18 protein-coding genes are annotated in these 18,824 nt (G+C 74.1%); 6 read left to right on the top strand and 12 right to left on the bottom strand.

The annotated features are described in order from the left end of the window. The first annotated feature begins 106 nt into the window (after positions 1-106). Complete coding sequence (locus E4623_RS04830; RefSeq protein WP_134765322.1) at positions 107-1,054, top strand: NADP-dependent oxidoreductase; 948 nt, start codon at positions 107-109, stop codon at positions 1,052-1,054. A 27-nt stretch (positions 1,055-1,081) separates the two neighbouring features. Here the strand turns inward: E4623_RS04830 and allB are convergent, their stop codons facing one another. From allB to E4623_RS04790, 8 genes are all read right to left on the bottom strand, one after another. After that, entirely contained in the window at positions 1,082-2,413 is a 1,332-nt protein-coding gene (allB, locus tag E4623_RS04825; protein WP_134765321.1) for an allantoinase AllB, read from the bottom strand. Then, on the bottom strand, positions 2,413-3,330 hold the full coding sequence (gene pucL / locus E4623_RS04820) for a factor-independent urate hydroxylase (RefSeq protein WP_134765320.1): 918 nt from the start codon (positions 3,328-3,330) through the stop codon (positions 2,413-2,415). Before pucL ends, allB begins: the two co-directional genes overlap by 1 nt. 1 nt (position 3,331) lies before the next feature. After that, complete coding sequence (gene uraH / locus E4623_RS04815; RefSeq protein WP_134765319.1) at positions 3,332-3,661, bottom strand: hydroxyisourate hydrolase; 330 nt, start codon at positions 3,659-3,661, stop codon at positions 3,332-3,334. Next, positions 3,658-4,164 carry a 2-oxo-4-hydroxy-4-carboxy-5-ureidoimidazoline decarboxylase gene (uraD, locus tag E4623_RS04810; RefSeq protein ID WP_134765318.1) on the bottom strand — a complete coding sequence of 169 codons (507 nt, stop codon included), beginning with the start codon at positions 4,162-4,164 and terminating at the stop codon, positions 3,658-3,660. Before uraD ends, uraH begins: the two co-directional genes overlap by 4 nt. Before the next feature lie 238 nt (positions 4,165-4,402). After that, on the bottom strand, positions 4,403-5,914 hold the full coding sequence (locus tag E4623_RS04805; RefSeq protein ID WP_134765317.1) for an AtzH-like domain-containing protein: 1,512 nt from the start codon (positions 5,912-5,914) through the stop codon (positions 4,403-4,405). Further along, positions 5,911-6,972, bottom strand: a complete 1,062-nt coding sequence (locus tag E4623_RS04800) for an acetamidase/formamidase family protein (RefSeq protein ID WP_134765316.1) — start codon at positions 6,970-6,972, stop codon at positions 5,911-5,913. The genes E4623_RS04805 and E4623_RS04800 overlap by 4 nt, the downstream gene beginning before the upstream one ends. A gap of 57 nt (positions 6,973-7,029) precedes the next feature. Continuing rightward, positions 7,030-7,809: an exodeoxyribonuclease III gene (locus tag E4623_RS04795; protein WP_134765315.1), complete on the bottom strand. Its 780-nt coding sequence runs from the start codon at positions 7,807-7,809 to the stop codon at positions 7,030-7,032. 9 nt (positions 7,810-7,818) lie between these two features. After that, complete coding sequence (locus E4623_RS04790) at positions 7,819-9,918, bottom strand: BTAD domain-containing putative transcriptional regulator (protein WP_134765314.1); 2,100 nt, start codon at positions 9,916-9,918, stop codon at positions 7,819-7,821. Positions 9,919-10,047: 129 nt separating this feature from the next. Here E4623_RS04790 and ychF point away from each other — a divergent pair, with 129 nt between their 5' ends. From ychF to E4623_RS04775, 3 genes are read left to right on the top strand one after another with little or no spacing between them, the layout of a single operon-like run. Then, positions 10,048-11,124 (top strand): redox-regulated ATPase YchF, encoded by a 1,077-nt coding sequence (ychF, locus tag E4623_RS04785; RefSeq protein ID WP_134765313.1) that lies wholly within the window; start codon positions 10,048-10,050, stop codon positions 11,122-11,124. Between the two features lie 51 nt (positions 11,125-11,175). After that, entirely contained in the window at positions 11,176-11,814 is a 639-nt protein-coding gene (locus tag E4623_RS04780; RefSeq protein ID WP_134765312.1) for a phosphoribosyltransferase family protein, read from the top strand. Between the two features lie 10 nt (positions 11,815-11,824). After that, complete coding sequence (locus E4623_RS04775) at positions 11,825-12,541, top strand: histidine phosphatase family protein (RefSeq protein ID WP_167736482.1); 717 nt, start codon at positions 11,825-11,827, stop codon at positions 12,539-12,541. Between the two features lie 309 nt (positions 12,542-12,850). Here E4623_RS04775 and E4623_RS04770 read toward each other — a convergent pair whose 3' ends face one another. Beyond that, positions 12,851-14,143 carry a sigma-70 family RNA polymerase sigma factor gene (locus tag E4623_RS04770; protein WP_134765310.1) on the bottom strand — a complete coding sequence of 431 codons (1,293 nt, stop codon included), beginning with the start codon at positions 14,141-14,143 and terminating at the stop codon, positions 12,851-12,853. Positions 14,144-14,184: 41 nt separating this feature from the next. Continuing rightward, a complete protein-coding gene (locus E4623_RS04765; protein ID WP_245154867.1) occupies positions 14,185-14,532 on the bottom strand; it encodes a YciI family protein in 348 nt (115 codons plus the stop codon). Positions 14,533-14,884: 352 nt separating this feature from the next. Here E4623_RS04765 and E4623_RS04760 point away from each other — a divergent pair, with 352 nt between their 5' ends. Then, entirely contained in the window at positions 14,885-16,729 is a 1,845-nt protein-coding gene (locus tag E4623_RS04760) for a carboxypeptidase regulatory-like domain-containing protein (RefSeq protein ID WP_134765308.1), read from the top strand. Next, positions 16,726-16,908 (top strand): hypothetical protein, encoded by a 183-nt coding sequence (locus tag E4623_RS04755; protein ID WP_134765307.1) that lies wholly within the window; start codon positions 16,726-16,728, stop codon positions 16,906-16,908. The genes E4623_RS04760 and E4623_RS04755 overlap by 4 nt, the downstream gene beginning before the upstream one ends. Before the next feature lie 45 nt (positions 16,909-16,953). On the opposite strand, the gene E4623_RS04750 is transcribed toward E4623_RS04755, so the two are convergent. Continuing rightward, the gene (locus E4623_RS04750) at positions 16,954-17,601 is read right to left on the bottom strand and encodes a Pr6Pr family membrane protein (protein WP_134765306.1); all 648 of its coding nucleotides are present in this window, start codon (positions 17,599-17,601) and stop codon (positions 16,954-16,956) included. A 101-nt stretch (positions 17,602-17,702) separates the two neighbouring features. Next, entirely contained in the window at positions 17,703-18,824 is a 1,122-nt protein-coding gene (locus E4623_RS04745) for a hypothetical protein (RefSeq protein ID WP_134765305.1), read from the bottom strand.

The raw sequence follows: 18,824 nt of genomic DNA, 5'->3' as shown, positions 1-18,824 counted from the left end.
CAGGTTACAACTACTTCATCTTCGAAATGGTTGCTTCGAACTCAAACTAGATGTAGCGTCGGCGATGTGCTTCCACTTCGAAGCACCTTGACCAGAGAGGTACGCCATGAAGGCCATCCGTTTCCACCAGTACGGCGACTCCGACGTCCTGCGCCTCGAGGAGGTCGACCTGCCGGTGCCCGGCACCGGCCAGGTGCGCGTCCGTGTCGCCGGCACGACGTTCAACGGCGTCGACGCCACCATCCGTGCGGGCTCCATGCAGGGACCGATGCCGCTCACGCTGCCCCACACCCCGGGCCTGGACGTCGCGGGGACCGTGGACGCGCTCGGGGACGGCGTCGACGACCTGCAGGTCGGCGACCGGGTCGTGGGCTTCCTGCCCTTCGTCGTCGACGGAGCCTCGGCGGACCACGTCCTGGCGCCGGCCGACGCGCTGGCGGCCGCCCCGACCTCGATCGCGCTCGCCGACGCGGCAGCGCTCCCCCTCGTCGGCCTCACCGCGTGGCAGGCCCTCTTCGAGCACGCCGACCTCAGGACCGGCCAACGGATCCTGGTCAACGGCGCGAGCGGGGCGGTGGGCCTCCACGCCGTCCAGCTCGCGAGGTCCGCCGGCGCCCACGTCATCGCCACGGGCAGCGCCCGGAGCCGGGAGACCCTGCTCGCCCGCGGCGCCCACGAGGTCGTCGACCACACCGCCTCCGAGGTCGGTGCGGCGGTGACCGAGCCGGTCGACGTCCTGCTCAACCTCGCCCCGGTCTCGCCCGAGCAGCTCGCGGCGCTGGCCACCCTGGTCGGCGACGGCGGCGTCGTGGTCAACACCACCGTCTGGATGCCCGCCCCGAGCGACGAGGCGCGCGGCGTGCGCGGCATCGACCTCTACGTCCGCAGCGACGCGGCGCAGCTCGGCGAGCTCGTGGCCCGGGTCGACCGCGGCGACCTCGTCGTCGACGTCGCCGAGCGGGTGGCGCTGGCCGACCTCGCGTCGGTGCACGCACGTGCGGCCGAGGGAACCCTCACGGGCAAGGTCGTCGTCGTCCTCGACGCGCAGGCCTGACAGCGCCGACGACCCTCCGGGCCGTGCTCAGGGGCGCAGGAGCTGACGACCCCAGCCGTGGTCGGGGCGCTCGACGTCGATGGCGTTGCCGCGGACGACGGAGCGCGTGATGCGGCCGCCGTGGCGGAGGCCGTCGTAGGCGGAGATCGGGTTGCGGTGGGCGAGGCGGGTGGCCTCGATGCGGAAGTCGACGCCGGTGTCGTAGACGGCGAGGTCGGCGTCCGCGCCCACCTCGATCCGGCCCTTGCGCGCGAGCCCGACGAGGTCGGCGGTGTTGCGCGACATCCAGCGGCTGACGTCGCTGAGCGGGATCCCGCGCCGTCGCGCCTCCTGGGCGACGGCGCTGAAGCCGACCTGGAGGCCGGACACGCCGCCCCACGCCTGCTGGAGGTCGCCGCCGCCGCGCTGCTTCTCCTCCGCGGTCGCGGGGGAGTGGTCGCTGACGATCGTGTCGATGATCCCGGCGCGCAGCGCCTGCCAGAGCTCCTCGCGGTTGGCGGCGTCGCGGATCGGCGGGCAGCACTTGAACTGCGGGGCGGCGTCCGGGATGGTCTCGGCCGCGAAGCACAGGTAGTGCGGGCAGGTCTCGACGGTCACGGGCAGGCCCTCGGCCCGGGCGTCGGCGATGATGCCCAGCGCACGGGCGCTGGAGAGGTGCAGCACGTGCACGCGCGCGCCGGTCTCCCGCGCCCCGTCGAGCACCTGCTGGATCGCCGCCACCTCCGCCCGGTCCGGGCGGGAGACCACGAAGTCGGCGTAGGCCCGGCTCGGGGGGCTCGGCGCCGACTCCAGCACGGCGGCGTCCTCGGCGTGCACGATCATCAGGCCGTCGAACGAGGCGATCTCGCGCAAGGCCGCCGTGAACTGCGTCGGGTCCAGCGGCGGGAACTCGTCGACGCCCGACGGCGCGAGGAAGCACTTGAAGCCGAAGACCCCGGCCTCCCAGAGCGGCGCGAGGTCGGGCACGTTGCCCGGCACCGCACCGCCCCAGAAGCCGACGTCGACCATCAGCTCACCCTCGGCCGCGGCCTGCTTGGCACGCAGTCCCGCGATCGTGGTCGTGGGCGGGACCGAGTTGAGCGGCATGTCGACGAGGGTGGTCGCGCCCCCGAGCGCGGCCGCCTCAGTGGCGGACACGAAGCCCTCCCACTCGGTGCGACCGGGCTCGTTGACGTGCACGTGGGTGTCCACGACGCCCGGGACGACGTACGCCGAGTCGGGCACCCGCACGACGACGCCCTCCGCGTCCTGGTCGAGGGGCTCGATCGAGGCGATCCGTCCGTGGTGCACGACGAGGGTCGCCGGCCGGAACTCCCCGTCGACGAGGACCTGGCGGCCCTGGACGGCGTCGATGCGCATCAGCAGAAACCGGGGACGCTCGCCCAGGCGGCGGGCACCCCGGGGTCGCCCTCGCGCTGGATGGTCGCCTGGATCAGCCCGTAGGGCCGGTCGGCGGCGAAGAAGACCTCGTTCGGGTTCTCCATGCCGAAGGGGGTCAGGTCGACCAGGAAGTGGTGCTTGTTCGGGCACGACATCCGCACCTCGGCCACCTCGGGGTGGGTCTCGAGGATCGCCTTGCCGACCTCGAAGATCGTCTGCTGCAGGGCGAGGGAGTGCACGGTCGCGAACGTCGAGAGCAGGGTGTCCCTGATGGCGGTGTACAGGCCGTTGTAGTCGGTGTCCGGCGTCGGGTCGGAGTAGCGCCACCACGCGGTGACGCTGGTCGCGAGGATCCGGTCGTCGGTCTCCTGCAGGGTCGTGAAGCGGTCGCGCGGGAACCCGTGGAACTCCGAGCCGGTCGACTTCAGGACGACGCAGTCCTTCAGTCCCGACACGACGTGCGTCGCGCCGTCGGCCAGCTGCACCACCGTCGTCCGTGTCTCCTGGCCCTGGCGGACGAAGGCGTGGTCGTGCGGCTGGCCGTCGGCGAGGATCCGCTGCCACGTGTACTGCTCGGCCTCCCAGCGACCGCCGTCCACCCACGCGAAACCGTCGACGAAGTGCCGGCCGAGGGTCAGCAGGAACGCCTCCGGCGAGCCGACGCCGTGCTCCTTCGCGAAGGCGTAGACGGTGTTCTTCTGGGTGTCGGTCGCGACCACCTGGGAGTTGTCGCCGTCGGTGTGGCAGGCCCCGAAGTCGCCACGCAGCTGCGAGGTGACGTTGAGGTCCTCGATCTCGTGCACGGCGGTGTCGCGCGTGATGCGGACCAGGCGGCACTCGGCCTTGCCGTACTGGTTGGCGCCCAGGACGATCCGGGCGGGCTCGGCGTCGCTCATGTCAGCTGCCTCGGTAGGTCGTGTAGGAGTAGGGGCTGAGCAGCAGCGCCACGTGGTGGTGTGCTCGTCCGGCCTCGACCTCGAAGGCCACGGTGACCTCGGGGAAGAACGTGTCGCGGTGCGCCGCGGCGAACCACGGGCCGGTCGCGAAGCGGAGCTCGTGGACGCCGCCCGCGAGGTCGACGTCGAAGCCCACCCGCCCGTCGTCGTCGGTCACGGCCTCGGCCAGCCGGTCCCCGGTCGGGTCGCCGACGCGGTGCAGGGTGACGCCGAGGTCGGCGGCGGGGTCGCCGAGGGCGGCGTCCAGGACGTGGGTCGAGAGGGTGCTCATGCGTCATCCTGGCTGGAGAGCAGGCCGCGCAGGCGGAGGACGGCGATCTCGGCGAGCTGGCCACGGGTGACGTCGAGCTCGCTGGCCGGGTCGTTGGCCAGCCGCGTCTCGAGCAGGTCGAGCAGCTCCTCGGCCGAGCGGCCCGCCGCGCGCACCAGGTAGATCCGCCCGAACGTCTCCTCGTAGCGGCGGTTGCCGTCGGCGAGCCGGGTCCGCACGTCGGCGTCGTCGGGGACGCCGGCCTGCTCGGCCCGGCTCATCCCGGCGCTAGTGCCGGAGCCCTGGTGGCGCTCGCCGATGCGCGGGTGGTCGGCCAGCGCGGCCTCGACCTCGGCGTCGGTCCACGTCGTCGCCTGCGCCCGGGCCACGGCGACCGCGGCGTCCGCGTCGGCGTAGGGACGGCCGGCGACGACGGCGTCGACCCAGGAGTCGATGTCGACGCAGGGCCGGACGGCGGCCGCCGCCGCGACGTCGTCCCACCGGTTGAGCTCCTCGATGCGCACCCGCCACCCCTCTCGTCGGGGCGAATCTAGGAGCGCCGTGTGAAGGACTGCGAAACCAGCGTTTCGGGCAGGTAACGCTTCTCGTGATCTGGGTGATCTGCGTGATCTGCGCGGTCTGGGTGGTCGGTGGTGGCCGTCGATAGTCCCGGGGGTTCGGGCCCCTCCGGCCGCCGAGTCGGGGCCCAAACCCCCGGGACTATCGCAGCGCCGGTGGTGGTCCCCGGGGGAGAGCTCGGACTCAGCCGGTCAGCCGCGCGGCGAGGTCGAGCAGGTCGCGGTCGCGGCCCGGCGCGGCGACCAGGCAGACACCGCAGGGCAGCCCGTCAGCGGTGCTGAGCGGGAGGCTGACCGCGGGCAGGCCGCCGACGCCGGCCAGGCAGGTCAGGGCGAGGGTGGCGTCGCGGACGGCGCCCGCGCCGTCGCCGGGGTACGGCGCCACGGACGGCGCGCTCGGCAGCACCAGGACGCGCTCGCCGACCAGGTCGTGGAGCTGCGCCCGGGCGGCGGCGACCGTCGCCCGGGCGTCGTCGGCCCGGTCGGCGCTGACCGTGGCGGCGTTCGCGAACCGCCCGCGGACGTCGGCACCGAGCACGTCGAGCCGGCCCTCGAGCCAGGCCCCGTGGGCGAGCCAGGCCTCCCGGGCCTGGAGCGCCTGGAACGCCGCCCGCCAGGAGGTGAGCGCGCCCAGGTCCCACTGCTCCTCGGTGACGGGCAGGGCGGCCGTCCACGCGTGGATCGCCGTGCCGACGTCCGGGTCGGCGAGGTCGAGCAGGGCCGGGACGACGACCAGGTCGGCGGCGCGCGGTCTCCCGGCCGCGGGGGCCGGCAGCAGCACGTCGCCGACCCGGCGCAGCAGGTCGGCGTCGCGGGTCAGCCACCCGACCGTGTCGAACGACGGGGCGAGCGGGACGAGCCCGGTGCGGTCGACGGCGTCGTGCGTGGTGCGGATGCCGAAGAGACCCTGGTAGGCGGCCGGCACCCGGATGGAGCCGCCGGTGTCGGTGCCGAGCCCGATCGTGGCGTGGCCGAGGCCGACCGCGCTGGCCGACCCGGACGACGAGCCGCCCGGGACCCGGCGCGGGGCACGCGGGTTGGGCGGCGTCCCGGTGTGGGCGTTGGTGCCGGCCAGCGAGTAGGCGAGCTCGTCGGTGCGGGCGATCCCGGCGACGGCGGCGCCGGCACCGAGCAGGGCGGCGACGGCGGCCGCGTGGCTCGGTTCGACGGAGGCCTCCGCGAGCCAGGTCGGGTTGCCGGCGCCGACCCGCTGTCCGGCGACGGCGTACAGGTCCTTCACGGCGACCGTCTCGCCGTCGAGCACGCCGCGGCCGGTGGCCGGGACGAGGGGGGCACCCACCACGCGCCAGACCCGCGTGTCGAGTGCCGGCGCGGGCACGGCGACGTGGGCGGCGGTGACCACCCACGCCCCGGCGCGTCGCTCCCAGAGCTGGGTCTGCTGGCTCCGGCCGCCCCGCACCGGCTCGGTGACGGCGACGACGAGGGCGTGGTCCTCGTCGACCGTCCGCACGTGCACCTCGACGAGGGTCCGCGACGGCGCGCCACCCCGCCCGCCGCGGAACGCGCTGATCCGGTCGTGGCCGACCAGCAGACCGTCGGCGTCGCCGCGCAGCGTGTCGGCGCCGGGGGCGAAGAGCCGGTCGAGCGCGTCCAGGTCGTTGGTCATCAGCGCGCGCTCGTACTCCTCGAACGCCGCCAGCAGGCCGTCGGGTGCTGCGCTGTCGGGGGTGCTCATGCCACGAAGTCCGACGTGCGGATCGTCGCGTGCACGCCCTTGACGACGTCGACCACCTGCGAGATCCGGAAGTCGGTGGCCGCCGAGAGGTAGGCGTAGGCCAGCGCCGGCTCCATCCCGAACCGGGCCTGCAGCAGGGCGATCGCGGCGCGCACGCAGTCCTGCACGGCGACGTCGAGGTCCTCGTCCATCCCGGTCGGCACCAGGTGCTCGGTGGTCTCGGCGAGCGGTCCGACGAGGTCGCCGAAGCGGCGGACGGCGTCCTCGCGGGCGACGACGTCGAACCGGACCGTCGCGCGCAGGCTGGCCTCCATCGCGGTGAGCGAGACCTCGCCGTCGCCCTGGGCGAAGTGCGGGTCGCCGACGTAGGCGAGCGCGCCCGCGACCTGCACCGGGACGTAGAGCGTGGCGCCGACGGTCAGGAGGTTGATGTCGAGGTTGCCGCCGTGCCGCCCCGGCGGCACCGAGTGCGGCCGGCGCTCGCCGGCCACCGCGACCCCCATGATCCCGAGGAACGGCGCCAGCGGGAACCGGACGCCGGGCGGCCCGCCGTCGACGAGGGGCAGCAGGCCGTGGGTGCCGTCGTCCGAGACCGCGGCGAAGACGCTGTGGACCCCGCCCTCGAGCGGGTACTCACCGGGCAGGGCGCCACGCCCGTGCCGGTTGGAGATGACGCCGTAGGGCACCCGCGGCAGCGTCTCGACGACGGTCATCGCGAGCAGGTCGCCCACCTCGGCGCCGCGCACCTCGATCGGGCGGTTGACCACGTGCGGCCCGTCGACCCCGAACGTCCGCTCGTAGCCGCTCGCCGCCAGCGCGACGGCGTCGTCGAGCACGGCGACGTCGTACGGGGCGAAGAAGCGGCGCGGGTCGCGGCCCTGGTCCTCGAGGATCCCCTCGTGGCTGACGGTGTCGATGGTGACCTCGGTGCCCGCCTCGATGCTCAGCGCGGGTGCGTCGGCCGCGCACGGCAGCCGGCCCCAGAGCACGTCGTCCGCGCTCGCCGGGAGGTACCTCGTGGACCGGATCGGGCCGGTGCCGGGCTGCAACGGGGTCACGGGGCGAGGGTAGGGACCCTCTGTTTCACCCGTGTTCCGGGCGAGCCGGCGCGTCGGTCAGTCGGCCAGGTCGACGACGACCGGGGCGTGGTCGCTGGCGCCGGTGCCGGCCCGCTCGTCGCGGTCGACGAACGCGCCGGTCACGGCGGAGGCGAACGCCGGCGAGCCGAGCACGAAGTCGATGCGCATGCCGCGGTTGCGCTCGAAGCGCTGCCGGTAGTAGTCCCAGTACGTGTAGGCGCCGGGTCCGGGGGTGTGCGGTCGCACCACGTCGGCGTACCCGTCGTCGAGGAAGGCCTGGAACGCCGCCCGCTCGGGCGCCGTGACGTGGGTGTCCTTGGCGAACGCGGCGATGTCGTAGACGTCCTCGTCGAGCGGGGCGATGTTCCAGTCGCCGACCAGCGCCGTCGGGCCGTCGAGCCACGGCTGGGCGGCGGCGCGGAGCCGGGCCAGCCAGTCGAGCTTGTAGACGTAGTGCGGGTCGTCGACCTTGCGCCCGTTGGGCACGTACAGCGACCACACCCGGACGCCGCCGCAGGTGGCGCCGATCGCGCGGGCCTCGGCCGCGACGGGGTCGCCCCAGCCGGGCATGCCGGGGAAGCCGACCTCGACGTCGTCGAGACCGACGCGGCTGACCACCGCGACGCCGTTCCACTGGTTGACGCCGGCGGAGGCGACCTCGTAGCCCATCGACTGCAGGCCCATCAGCGGCAGCTGGTCGTCGCGGGCCTTCGTCTCCTGCAGCGCCAGGACGTCGACGTCGTGGCGCTCGAGGAACGCCTCGACCCGGCCGATGCGCGAGCGCAGGGAGTTGACGTTCCAGGTGGCCAGGCGCACGCCCCCAGCCTAGGTGTAGGGCGTCAGCAGGTCGGCGAGCGGCGTGACCGGGGCGCCGATCTGCTTCATCCGGGTGCTGTAGCCGCGGTAGGCCCGCCGGGCCTCGCCGTGCCGGCGCGCCTGGTGCAGGGTCGTGATGAGGTGGTGGTGCGACGGCTCGTCGTACGGGTCGTCGGCGATCAGGCCGACCAGCCACGGGATGGCGCGCTGCTGCTCGCCACGTCCGAGCAGCGCCAGGGCGAGCTCGCGCTTGACCTCCAGGGCGCTCGACAGCAGCTCGTCGCGGACGTCGACGGTCCAGTCGCTGTAGGGGTCGTCCTCGAGGTAGTGGCCGGTGTACATCGCGGCCGCCCGCTCGAGCTCCTCGACGACGGCGAGGTCGGTGCGCTCGCCGGAGCGGAGCGCGCGGAGGGCGCCGGCGGCGGTCTGGGTGAACACCACCGCGTCGATCTCGACGTGCTCGGTGTCGAGGCGGACCGCCTCGCGGTCGGCGCGCAGGTAGTGGTCGGAGGGGTGCTTCTTCTCGGGGTCGAGCACCCCGCGCAGCGTCGACAGGACCACGGAGAGGCGGTTGCCGCTGCCGGGGGAGTCGGGCCACAGGTGCTCCGACAGCGCCTCGCGGGTGATCGGCCGACCGCGACGTCCGGCGAGGATCTTGAGGGCGTCGCGGGACTTGCGCGACTGCCAGGCCGAGGCCGGCACCGGCTCGCCGTCGCACAGCACGGCGAACGCGCCGAGCGTGCGGATCGCGACCCGGGCGCGGTCGGCGCCCCCGAGGGCCTGGAGCGGACCGGCGATCCGGGTGGCGTCGTCGCGGACGCCGAGTGCGCGCAGCCGCCGCCGGGCGGCCTGCTCCTCGACGTGGTCGTTGGTCGCCCGGGCCCGCAGCGCGTGGTTGGTCGCCAGGCCGATGGAGTTGGCGGTGCTGCGCCACAGCGTGCCGGCCTCGTCGAGGAGGTCGACGGCGCGCGGCCCGGACATCAGCAGCGACTGCAGCTCGAGGGACTCGGCCAGGCCGCGGGAGTCGTGGCGTCGTCCGGCCTCGCGGACGGCGAGGCGGGAGAACTCCCCGGCGGCGGCCTTGTCGCCGGTCGCGAGGCAGACCCACCCGGCGGCGAGCAGCGGCTCGACCTGGCCGACGGCGGCCGGCTGGTCGAGCGCCCGCTTCACCAGGCCCTGCGCCTCGTCGACGTCGTCGACGACGAGGACGCGCGCCAGCCCGGAGGTCGCCGGCACGATGATCTGGGCGTTGTTGGTGCGCTCGGCGATCGCCAGGGCCTCGCGGTAGGCCAGCGCGGCCTGCGTGGCGTTGCCGCAGAGCCGGTTGGCGTCGCCGATGCCGACGACGGCCAGGCCGAGCAGCGGCGACTCCGACGTCCGGGTGATCGTGCGGGCCAGGTGCAGCTCGGCCAGGCACTCCTCGAGCCGCCCGAGGCCGAGCAGCGAGTCGGAGCGGGTGATGAGGCTGAGCGCGCGGACCGGGCCGGGGGCGGCCACCGACTCGGCGAGGGCGATCGCCCGGTCGAGGTGGGTCAGCGCCTCGGTGTAGCGGCCCTCGGCGTTGCAGCGCGAGCCGAGGTTGTTGTGGATGCGTGCCTGGGTGAGGACGTCGCCCGCGCGCTCGGCGGCCGTGAGGCCCTTCTCGTAGGCCACGAGGTTGGCGTCGAGGTCGCCCTCGAGCACGTAGACGAGCGCCTGGCTGATCCACGCGGCGGCGATCGCGGAGTCGTCGTCGGTGGCGAGCGCCTCCGCCAGCGCCCGGTCGGAGAGCTGCCGGCTCGCGACGGCGTCACCGGTGGCCCACAGCGTGGAGGCGTTGCTGGCGTGCAGGAACGCGACGTCGACCGGGTCGACCGGGTCGACCGGGTCGGCGCGGGCGTAGACGACGAGCGCCTCGGCGAACCGGCCGGCCTGGTGCAGCGCGTAGCCGTAGCGCCAGGCGAGCGCGGTGGGCAGGACGCCGCCGTCGGGCGCGACGACGGCGACGGCGCGCTCGAGCAGCGGGACGCCGGCGAGGAGCAGCGTGTCGTGCGACGGGCTGCCCACAGCGGCCAGGATCGCCGCGCGGTCCTGGGCGCCGATCGCGCGCTCGAGAGCGTCTGCCGTCATGTCCCCGTCCCTGGGACCCCTCGTGCGTGCAGGTCCGCAGCCCTCAGGATAGGCGCTGGCGCCCGGATCGCCGTCGAGTTGTCCGTGCCGATCCTGCGATGCGCGACGACGCCCGTAGACTCGCCGCCCGTGGCACTCACCATCGGGATCGTCGGCCTTCCCAACGCCGGCAAGTCGACCCTCTTCAACGCGCTCACCAAGAACGACGTCCTCGCGGCGAACTACCCGTTCGCGACCATCGAGCCGAACGTCGGCGTCGTCGGCGTCCCCGACGAGCGGCTGCCGAAGCTCGCCGAGGTCTTCGGCAGCGCCAAGATCCTCCCGGCGACCGTCGAGTTCGTCGACATCGCGGGCATCGTCAAGGGCGCCTCGGAGGGCGAGGGCCTGGGCAACAAGTTCCTCGCCCACATCCGCGAGTCGGCCGCGATCTGCCAGGTGACCCGGGTCTTCCGTGACGAGGACGTCACCCACGTCGACGGCGAGGTGAACCCCTCCAGCGACATCTCGACCATCCAGACCGAGCTGATCCTCGCCGACCTGCAGACGGTCGAGAAGGCGATCCCGCGGCTGGAGAAGGAGGCGCGCGGCCGCAAGGAGCTCGCCGCCAACCTCGCCGCCGCGAAGGAGGCGCTGGCCGCGCTCGAGGCGGGCACCCCGATCATCGACACCTCGATCGAGCGCGAGCTGATCCGCGAGCTGTCCCTGCTGACCGCCAAGCCGTTCATCTTCGTCTTCAACTGCGACGCCGACGAGCTCGGCGACGAGGCCCTCAAGGACCAGATGCGCGCCCTCGTCGCCCCCGCCGAGGCGATCTTCCTCGACGCCAAGTTCGAGGCCGAGCTCGTCGATCTAGGCGACGACGACGAGGCCCGCGAGATGCTCGCCGAGATGGGCATCACCGAGCCCGGCCTCGACGGGCTGGCCCGCGTCGGTTTCGACACGCTCGGCCTGCAGACCTACCTCACCGCCGGCCCCAAGGAGTCGCGCGCCTGGACGGTCAGGAAGGGCGCCACCGCCCCCGAGGCCGCCGGCGTCATCCACACCGACTTCCAGCGCGGCTTCATCAAGGCCGAGATCGTCTCCTTCGACGACCTGATGGAGCTCGGCTCCATGCAGAAGGCCAAGGAGGCCGGCAAGGTCCGCATGGAGGGCAAGGACTACGTGATGGCCGACGGCGACGTGGTGGAGTTCCGCTTCAACGTCTGACGGCGCACCGACCTCGGTGATCCGGGGTACCGCGGCTGTAGCGTGACACGGGTGACCGCTCCCGGTTCGACGGCCGTGCCCGCCGAGGACAGCTGTGCTGTCTGCGGGGGAGAACTGGCTGACCGGGCCTGCCCGAACACGGCGTGTGGGCTGCCTGATCGGGCCTTCTCGCGCCTCTACACGGTCTCGGAGGACGCCGACGCCACCTGGGACGTCGTCTACCGCTTCAAGTACGGAGACGAGAGGCACCTGGCCGACGACCTGGCCAGGATGCTGGTGAGCTTCCTGCGCGAGCACCACGCCGAGCTGGAGCGTTTCGACGTCCGCACCACGACGGCCCTCTACATCGGTCCCGAGGCCCGCCGCCTGTGGGACTACCTGCGGGTGGTCGTGGACGCAGCGGAGCAGATCGACCCGGACCGGTCGTTCGAGGTCGGCGTCATCACCAAGGTGCGACCGACGGGGCGGTTCCTAGGCATCGGGGTCGAGGAGCGCCGCGAGATCGCCGAGGGCGAGCTGCGCGCGGCGCTCCGGGTGCCCGAACCGGGTCGGGTGGAGGGCCGACGGGTCCTGGTCCTCGATGACGCCTACTCCGAGGGCTTCACCATGCGCGAGATGGCGCGGGCGTTGCGCGAGGCCGGCGCCGTGGAGGTCGCCGGCCTGGTGTTCGCTCGCCGCAAGGGCACGTGAGGGGGAGGCGATGGTCACCGAGCTGTACCTGATCCGCCACGGCGAGGCGGTCTCCAACGTGGAGCCCGTGATCGCCGGCGTCCGCAGCGACCAGGGACTGACCGAGCGCGGACGACGCCAGTCCGCGCTCCTCGAGAAGCGGTTGCGGGCCGAGCCCCTACGAGCCGACGTGCTGTACGTGAGCTCCCTGCGCCGCGCGCTCGAGACGGGCGAGTACGTCGCACGCGCCCTGGGGCTGCCGGCGCAGGTGAGCGACGACCTGCACGAGCTCCGCCCGGGTGACGCCGACGGGCTCACCGTCGACGAGTGGAGGGCGCGGGCCGAGCACGAGGTCCCACCGGACGACCCCTTCCAGCCGTTCTCGCCCGGCGGGGAGAGCTGGGCGACGTTCCTCCTCCGCGCCGAGACGACCTTGCTCGGACTCGTCGACGCACACCAGGGTCAGACGGTCGTCGCTGTCTGCCACGGCGGCGTCCTGGAGGCGTCCTTCAACCTCGCCTTCGGACGGGGGCCCTCGGCCCGCGACGTGGCCTTCGACCCGCTCAACACGAGCCTCACGCAGTGGCGGCACCGTCGCGGCCCGCGCGGCGAGTCGAGCTGGACCCTGGTGAGGTTCAACGACGCCGGACACCTCGCCGGACACCTCGCCGGCCAGCTCGCGGACGAGTCACCGCGCCCGGCCGTCCCCACCCGCGTCGACGACCGTCGGACCCCCACCGATCAGTGACCGGGGCGGGGCAGGCAGGCACCGACAGCGGCGGGGAGCCTCTTGGTCAACGGGGTGCGGCGCGGGTGTGGGCGGAGCGCTCTGGCCCCGGCTCCACGCTCGTTGGCTATCGGCGGCGAGCGCGGGAGGGCCGACAGGTGGGGGCGAACCGGCCGTTGCTAAGCACGCCTGCCGATGCCGATGCCGATGCCGACGCCGACGCCGACGCCGACGAGGTGAGGGAGTCGGCGCGCTCGCTGGCGACCCACCGGCACGTCCGAGCGACGCTCGTCCCGGTGCGCGGTCCGGGGCACGCCGCGGCGGACGGCCTCAGTCGGCTTCCGGGACTCGCGCCAGGTTCAGGTCGGCCCGTCGGCGCAGGAGCGCCCGCTCGCTCTCGTTCCTGGTGCGCCTGGCCGCCTCGGTGAACTGCTCGGCGGCCTCCCCGTGCAACCCGGCGTGCTCGAGCAGGTCGCCGCGCACGCTGGGGACGAGCGGGGAGTCGCCGAGCCCGTCGGCGCCCAGCTCCTCGAGCACGGCCAGCCCCGCGTCCGGCCCGAACGCCCGCCCGTGCGCGACCGCCCGGTTCACCTCGACGACCGGTCCCGGTGCGGCGCGGGCCAGGACGTCGTACAGCGCTGCGATGCGGCGCCAGCTCGTGTCCTCGGCACGCTCCGCGCGGGCGTGCTGCGCGGCGATCGAGGCCTGCAGGAAGTACCTCCCCACGGGCTTGCCGCCCGCGGCGAGCTGCTCGGCCCGCCGCAGGGCGGCCAGGCCGCGTCGGATCAGCAGCTGGTCCCAGCGGGTCCGGTCCTGCGCCTCCAGCAGGACCGCTGCGCCGGACTCGTCGAGGCGAGCGGCCGTCCTCGAGCCCTGCAGCTCCAGCAGTGCCTGCAGTCCGAGCACCTCGGGCTCGTCAGGAGCGAGTGCTGCCAGCATGCGCGCGAGCCGCATCGCCTCGTCCGCGAGGTCGGGGCGCATCCAGTCCGTGCCGGCAGTGGCGCTGTAGCCCTCGTTGAAGATCAGGGAGATCACGGCCATGACGTCGTCCAGGCGCCTGGTCCGCTCCGCCCCCGTGGGCAGCTCGAGCTCGGCCCGGGCCTCGGACAGGGTCCTCTTGGCCCGCGAGATGCGCTGGCCCACGGCGGCCTCGGTGGCCAGGAACCCGCGGGCGATCTCGGTGGTGGTGAGCCCTCCCACCAGACGCAGCGTCAGGGCTGCGCGGGACTCGGCGGTCAGGGACGGGTGGCAGGTCAGGAAGATGAGCCGCAGGACGTCGTCCTCGATGTGGTCGACCTGTGCGTCGAGGTCCGCCATCCCCGTCTCCTCTCCCGCGCCGGCACGTCCGAGCTCCGCGACCTTGCGCCGGAGGACGTCGGCGCGCCGGACGTGGTCGATGCCGCGCCGCTTCGCGATGGTCATCAACCAGGCGCCCGGGTTCTCCGGCACCCCGGCCGTGGGCCACTGCTCGAGCGCAGCGACGAGTGCGTCCTGGGCCAGGTCCTCGGCGAGCTGGACGTCGCGGGTCATCCGGGCGAGGGCACCGACGAGGCGGGCCGACTCGGCCCGCCACGCGGCGACGACGGCCTCGGTCGGGTCGTCCGTCCTGGTCTCGGCCGGCACCGTGCCAGCGTAGTGACCGCCCGCTCGGCACGCGGTGTCGATCAGTCGCCGGGCTCGTCGGGGCCCGTCGAGATCTGGCGCAGGGTCGAGATCACGGTGACCTCGGGCCAGTGCTTCGCGTGCAGCTCCGCGAAGACCCGCTGGTCGGCCACGGCCTCCTCGAGGGTGTCGTACTGCATGATCGCCCAGCCGCCGACGACCTCCTTGGCCTCGGCGTAGGGGCCGTCGACCCGGCTGACCTCGCCCTGGCGGACCACGAAGTTGACGGCGTCCTCCGTGCCGTACAGGCCACCGCCGTCGAGGAAAGCACCCTTGGCGGCCTGCTCGCCGATGTAGACGTCCATCGCGTCGAACAGCGACTGCGGCGGCGTGCCCACGCCCTCTTCCATCCTGACGAATCCCATGAAACGCGGCATGCTGATCACTCCTACTTGATGGCCGGGACGTGCTTCTCCCACGTACGTCGAACGGCTGCCGGGTTCTTCGACATCGACCCCCGAGGTTTCTTCCTCGCCCCGCGCGGTCCTCCCCGCGTGGCACACCGGCACGAGTCAATCGCATCTCGGACGTCGTCGTCCTCGTGTCCGGCGCGGGGCGCGGGAGGGGTGAGCCTCGGTGAGCCCCTGCGGGACCTGGCGCTCGACGACCCGGGACCCGGACGAGGTCCGCCCTGGCGCCGCGAGCCGGATCCGGTCTACCGTCCTCGCAGGCCCGGTGCCGTCCGGGGAGAGGCAGGACCCGATGACTCGGCTCGGCAAGACCCTGGTGGCGACCTGTGCCATCGCCCTCCTGGCGGTGGGCCTCCCGTTGCTCACGTCCGGGGCCGCGCACGCCGTGACCGACCGATGGGCGTCGTGGTCGCCGATCACCGGCACCTCCAACGACTACGCGACCGTGGTGCGGCAACGCGCCGCGGGCTTCCCCGCCGCAGTCGTGGCGACCGACTCCCGCGCCAACGTCCAGCTGCCCTCCGGGGCCTCGACGTTCCTGGGCGTGGGCACCCCGCCGGGCCAGAAGTACGGCAGCAGCGTCGGCTCGCCGTATCTCGCGCTGCGCCCCAAGGCCGACAACGCCACCGCCCCCTCGACCACCACCTACACCTTCGACAGGCCCACGCCCGAGACCGGCTGGGCCTTCGTCCTCGGCGACGTCGACGCCGACCAGGTGCGTGTCACCGCGCTGGACGCCGCCGGTGACCCGGTGCCGGCCGCGGAGGTCGACTCGTGGTTCAAGGGTGGGTTCAACTCCGTCGGCGACGCCGACCAGCCCACCTGGAACGGCGGCACCTCGACGCTCGTCGGCAACCCGACCGCCGCCGACACCGACGGGGCGACCGGCTGGTTCGAGCCTGACGTGCGGCTGCGCAGCCTCACCCTGGTCTTCACGCGCCGCGCCGGCTTCCCGATCTACCAGACCTGGTTCGTGAGTCGCGCGCGCCCGATCGGCGGCGCCGTCAACGTGGCGTCCGGGACCTGTGCGGTCGAGGAGACCGTGCTCACCCTGGTCTCGCCGTGGGGCGACACCCTGGCGACCGTGCGTCCGGACGCCGCCGGCGACTACGACCTCGGGGAGTTCGCCACGCAGAGCGGCTACACCGTGCGGGTGACCGCGCCGCCCGGGTGCGCCGTGGTCGGGAGCGCCGCTGCGGGCGTCGACAACCGCGGCGACGACGGGGACGCCGCCGCCCGCGCCGCCTTCACCGTGCGCGAGGTCATCCCGCAACCCATCAGCGGGACCGTCACGGACGACGAGGGGACACCCCTGCCGGGCGTGAGTGTCACGCTCGCTCGACCCGACAGCTCCACCGTGACGCAGACGACCGGTCCGGACGGCAGCTACCTCTTCGACGACAACCCCGTCGCCGACGGTTACTCGGTCGCCGTCACCGTGCCCGACGGGTACGCGCCAGGCCCGGACGGCACCGTCATCGGCGGCCTGGACGTCGACGCGACTCCGATCACGGGCCAGGACTTCACCGTCCGGGCGCTCCCGGACGTCTCGGGCCGGGTCACCGGCGGTGGCGGAGGGCTCGGAGGCGTCCCGGTGCGGCTCACGCCGACAGGTGGGGGGCCCGTGGTGAGCACCGTGACCGACGGCGACGGCGGCTACACGTTCCCGCGCGTCGACGCCGACACCTACACGATCAGCATCGACCCGCCCGAGGGGTACACCGGCACCACGAGTCGGGACACCGTGGTCGGCGCGGTCGACGTCACCGGCCAGGACTTCGCCCTGGCCCGTCCCGGCGCCGCGTCGGGAGAGGTGAGCGACGAGGACGGTCCGGTCGCGGACGTCACGGTGACCCTCGACGGACCGGGCGCTCCCGTCGCCGTCGACACCGACGCCGCCGGCGGCTACTTCCTCGACGACCTGGACGCCGGCGCCTACACCGCCACGGTGACCGCCCCTGACGGCTACGACGTGCTGGGAGCCGGGACCCTGCCCTTCACGATCACCGCGGCCGGGGAGATCCGCGGGGGCCTGGACTTCAGCCTGCAGGCGGCGGCGGTCGAGCCCACGCCCACGCCCACCCCGTCGCCCACGACCACCGCCTCGCCCACCGCGTCGCCCACGACGTCCCCGTGACCGACCCCACGGCGACGCCGTCGACCTCCCCCTCGGACGGGGGCGATGAGTCCGGCGCCGGTGGCGGTCTCCCGGACACGGGAGGTCCTCCGGTGCTCCTGCTGGCCCTGGCCGGTGCCCTGCTCGTCAGTGGTGCCGTGCTGCTGGTGCTGTCCGGGCGGACCCGGAGGCTGCACTGACCGTGAGACCCGCCGTCGCACGAGACCGACGGTGTGCGGGACGGGTCAGGTGGGCGGGTCGGCGACCCCGGCCGGTCGCCGGTCCCACCACCGAGCAGCGAGGGACAGGGCGACGAAGAGCGTGGTGACCCCCGCCAGCGCGACGGCGACGTGGGGCCACCCCTCGGCGTCGGGGTCGAGGAAGGGGTAGGGGTACCAGCCGTCGACCTGCCCGAACGCGAGGGTCCAGACCGTCCAGCCCAGGGGCAGCGCCAGGGCCACCCACACGGTCGCCGACGACACCCGGGGGCGCGGTCCGAAGCAGACCCACCCGAGGATCGCGAGGGCAGGGACCCCCATGTGCAGCACCTTGTCCGCGACGTAGTCCCAGCCCTCGAGGTCGAGCAGCGGCCGCAGCAGGACGAAGTGGACCAGCGCGGTGACCGTGATGGCGACGACGCCCGCCAGCCGCAGCACCCGCCACGCACGACCGTCGCGCTGCGGGTTCCTGACCAGGGTGAGGGCCGCGAAGGCGACGAGGGCATTGCTCTCGACCGTGAAGTAGGCGGCGAACCGGTACAGCCGCATGCCGAGCCCGGGCGGCTCCACCTCGGCCAGGACGGGGTTGCCGATCACCACCAGGACGAGCTGCAGCGTCAGTCCGCCGACCGCCAGCGCGGCGGTGGCGGCGTGCCACGTCCGCGCCGCGTTCATCGCGCCACCCTAGGTTCCGGGAGCAGGTGGAACAGCACGCCGCTCCGTTCGCACCGGGACGCGCGGAAGCCCTCACCGTGCGACCGAGGCCCGCCTGCGGATCAGGAGCCGGTGGAGCTGCCTCCCGCACCGGCACGGGAGGCGGACCACGTCCAGTAGCGGTCGGTCGGTGCGACCGGGACGTCGACCACGCGGAGCAGCCGGCCCACGTCCGGCCGCCAGGCCAGGACGCCGTCGTCGGTGCCGACGAGCAGGGTCCGTGGGTCGAGCCAGGACCACTCGCGGACGGTGTAGCCGCGGTTGTCGAACCGCAGCACGTGCTCGACCTCCAGGGTCTCGGTGTCGACGACGACGACCTCGACGCGCCGGAGGTCGAGGGGCCTCGGCTGGTGGCCGACCGCGAACCGTCCGTCGGTGGGGGAGACCGGCCAGACCCGGGTCACCCCGCGACCCAGCCCCGGGATCGACAGCCGACCCCGTGGGACCAGGTCGCCGTCGACGTGCTCGACGAGCTCGGCGGTGCCGACCTCGACGCGGCGCAACGACAGCACGGTGCCGTCGGGCTCGGTCCCGACCTGCCACAGCCGGTAGGGGAGGTCGGTGACCTCGAACCCGGGCACCGTGACGCGCTGGCTGTCGCCGGCATGGCCGTTGACGACGTCGTACCCGCTGCTGTCGGCGAGCCAGCGGACCTCGGAGACCCAGTCGGTGCCCGTGTCGACGACGCGGTGCGTGCCGGAGCGGAGGTCCAGCAGCACGACGCCGGCGCGCGACCGCCCGGCCCACCACCGGCCGTCCGGCGACAGGCTGCCCGCGCCGTAGGTGTCCTGCCCGGGGTGCGCCGCCCCCGGGAGCCCGAGGTCGCCCAGGTCGAGCCGCCGCCAGCGGCGGTCGGCGCCGAGGAGGAGCACGGTCTCGCCCGACCAGCCCGGGGCGTCGTCGAAGCCCTCGGGCGGGTGGTAGGCGAACAGCGCCCGGCCCGGCGGGTCGGCGGACAGCGAGGGGAGCGCGGCGGGGTCGCGGGGCACGGTGCGCGGGAGTCGGGTGCGCAGCCGCGGGAGGTCGGCGAGGTCGCGCGGCAGCCGTCGGACGTCGGCGGGCCGGTCGCCCGGGTCCGCCGCCGCCGCGGCGGTGGCCGTGGGTGCCACCGACCCGCGGCCCGCCTCCGGCTCGGCCCCGCCGACGCTGCACGCGCCGAGGACGAGCAGCAGCGCGAGCGCCAC

This window comes from Nocardioides sp. 1609 (genome assembly GCF_004522105.1).
Classification (GTDB): Bacteria; Actinomycetota; Actinomycetes; order Propionibacteriales; family Nocardioidaceae; genus Nocardioides.
The sequence above is the reverse complement of the archived record's forward strand: the minus strand, read 5'-3'. Positions and strand labels throughout refer to the sequence as shown.

Coding starts and splice junctions, on each gene's coding strand:
- E4623_RS04830 (WP_134765322.1), top strand. CDS start 107: ATGAAGGCCATCCGTTTCCACCAGTACGGCGACTCCGACGTCCTGCGC.
- allB (WP_134765321.1), bottom strand. CDS start 2,413: ATGCGCATCGACGCCGTCCAGGGCCGCCAGGTCCTCGTCGACGGGGAG.
- pucL (WP_134765320.1), bottom strand. CDS start 3,330: ATGAGCGACGCCGAGCCCGCCCGGATCGTCCTGGGCGCCAACCAGTAC.
- uraH (WP_134765319.1), bottom strand. CDS start 3,661: ATGAGCACCCTCTCGACCCACGTCCTGGACGCCGCCCTCGGCGACCCC.
- E4623_RS04805 (WP_134765317.1), bottom strand. CDS start 5,914: ATGAGCACCCCCGACAGCGCAGCACCCGACGGCCTGCTGGCGGCGTTC.
- E4623_RS04790 (WP_134765314.1), bottom strand. CDS start 9,918: ATGACGGCAGACGCTCTCGAGCGCGCGATCGGCGCCCAGGACCGCGCG.
- E4623_RS04775 (WP_167736482.1), top strand. CDS start 11,825: ATGGTCACCGAGCTGTACCTGATCCGCCACGGCGAGGCGGTCTCCAAC.
- E4623_RS04765 (WP_245154867.1), bottom strand. CDS start 14,532: ATGGAAGAGGGCGTGGGCACGCCGCCGCAGTCGCTGTTCGACGCGATG.
- E4623_RS04760 (WP_134765308.1), top strand. CDS start 14,885: ATGACTCGGCTCGGCAAGACCCTGGTGGCGACCTGTGCCATCGCCCTC.
- E4623_RS04750 (WP_134765306.1), bottom strand. CDS start 17,601: ATGAACGCGGCGCGGACGTGGCACGCCGCCACCGCCGCGCTGGCGGTC.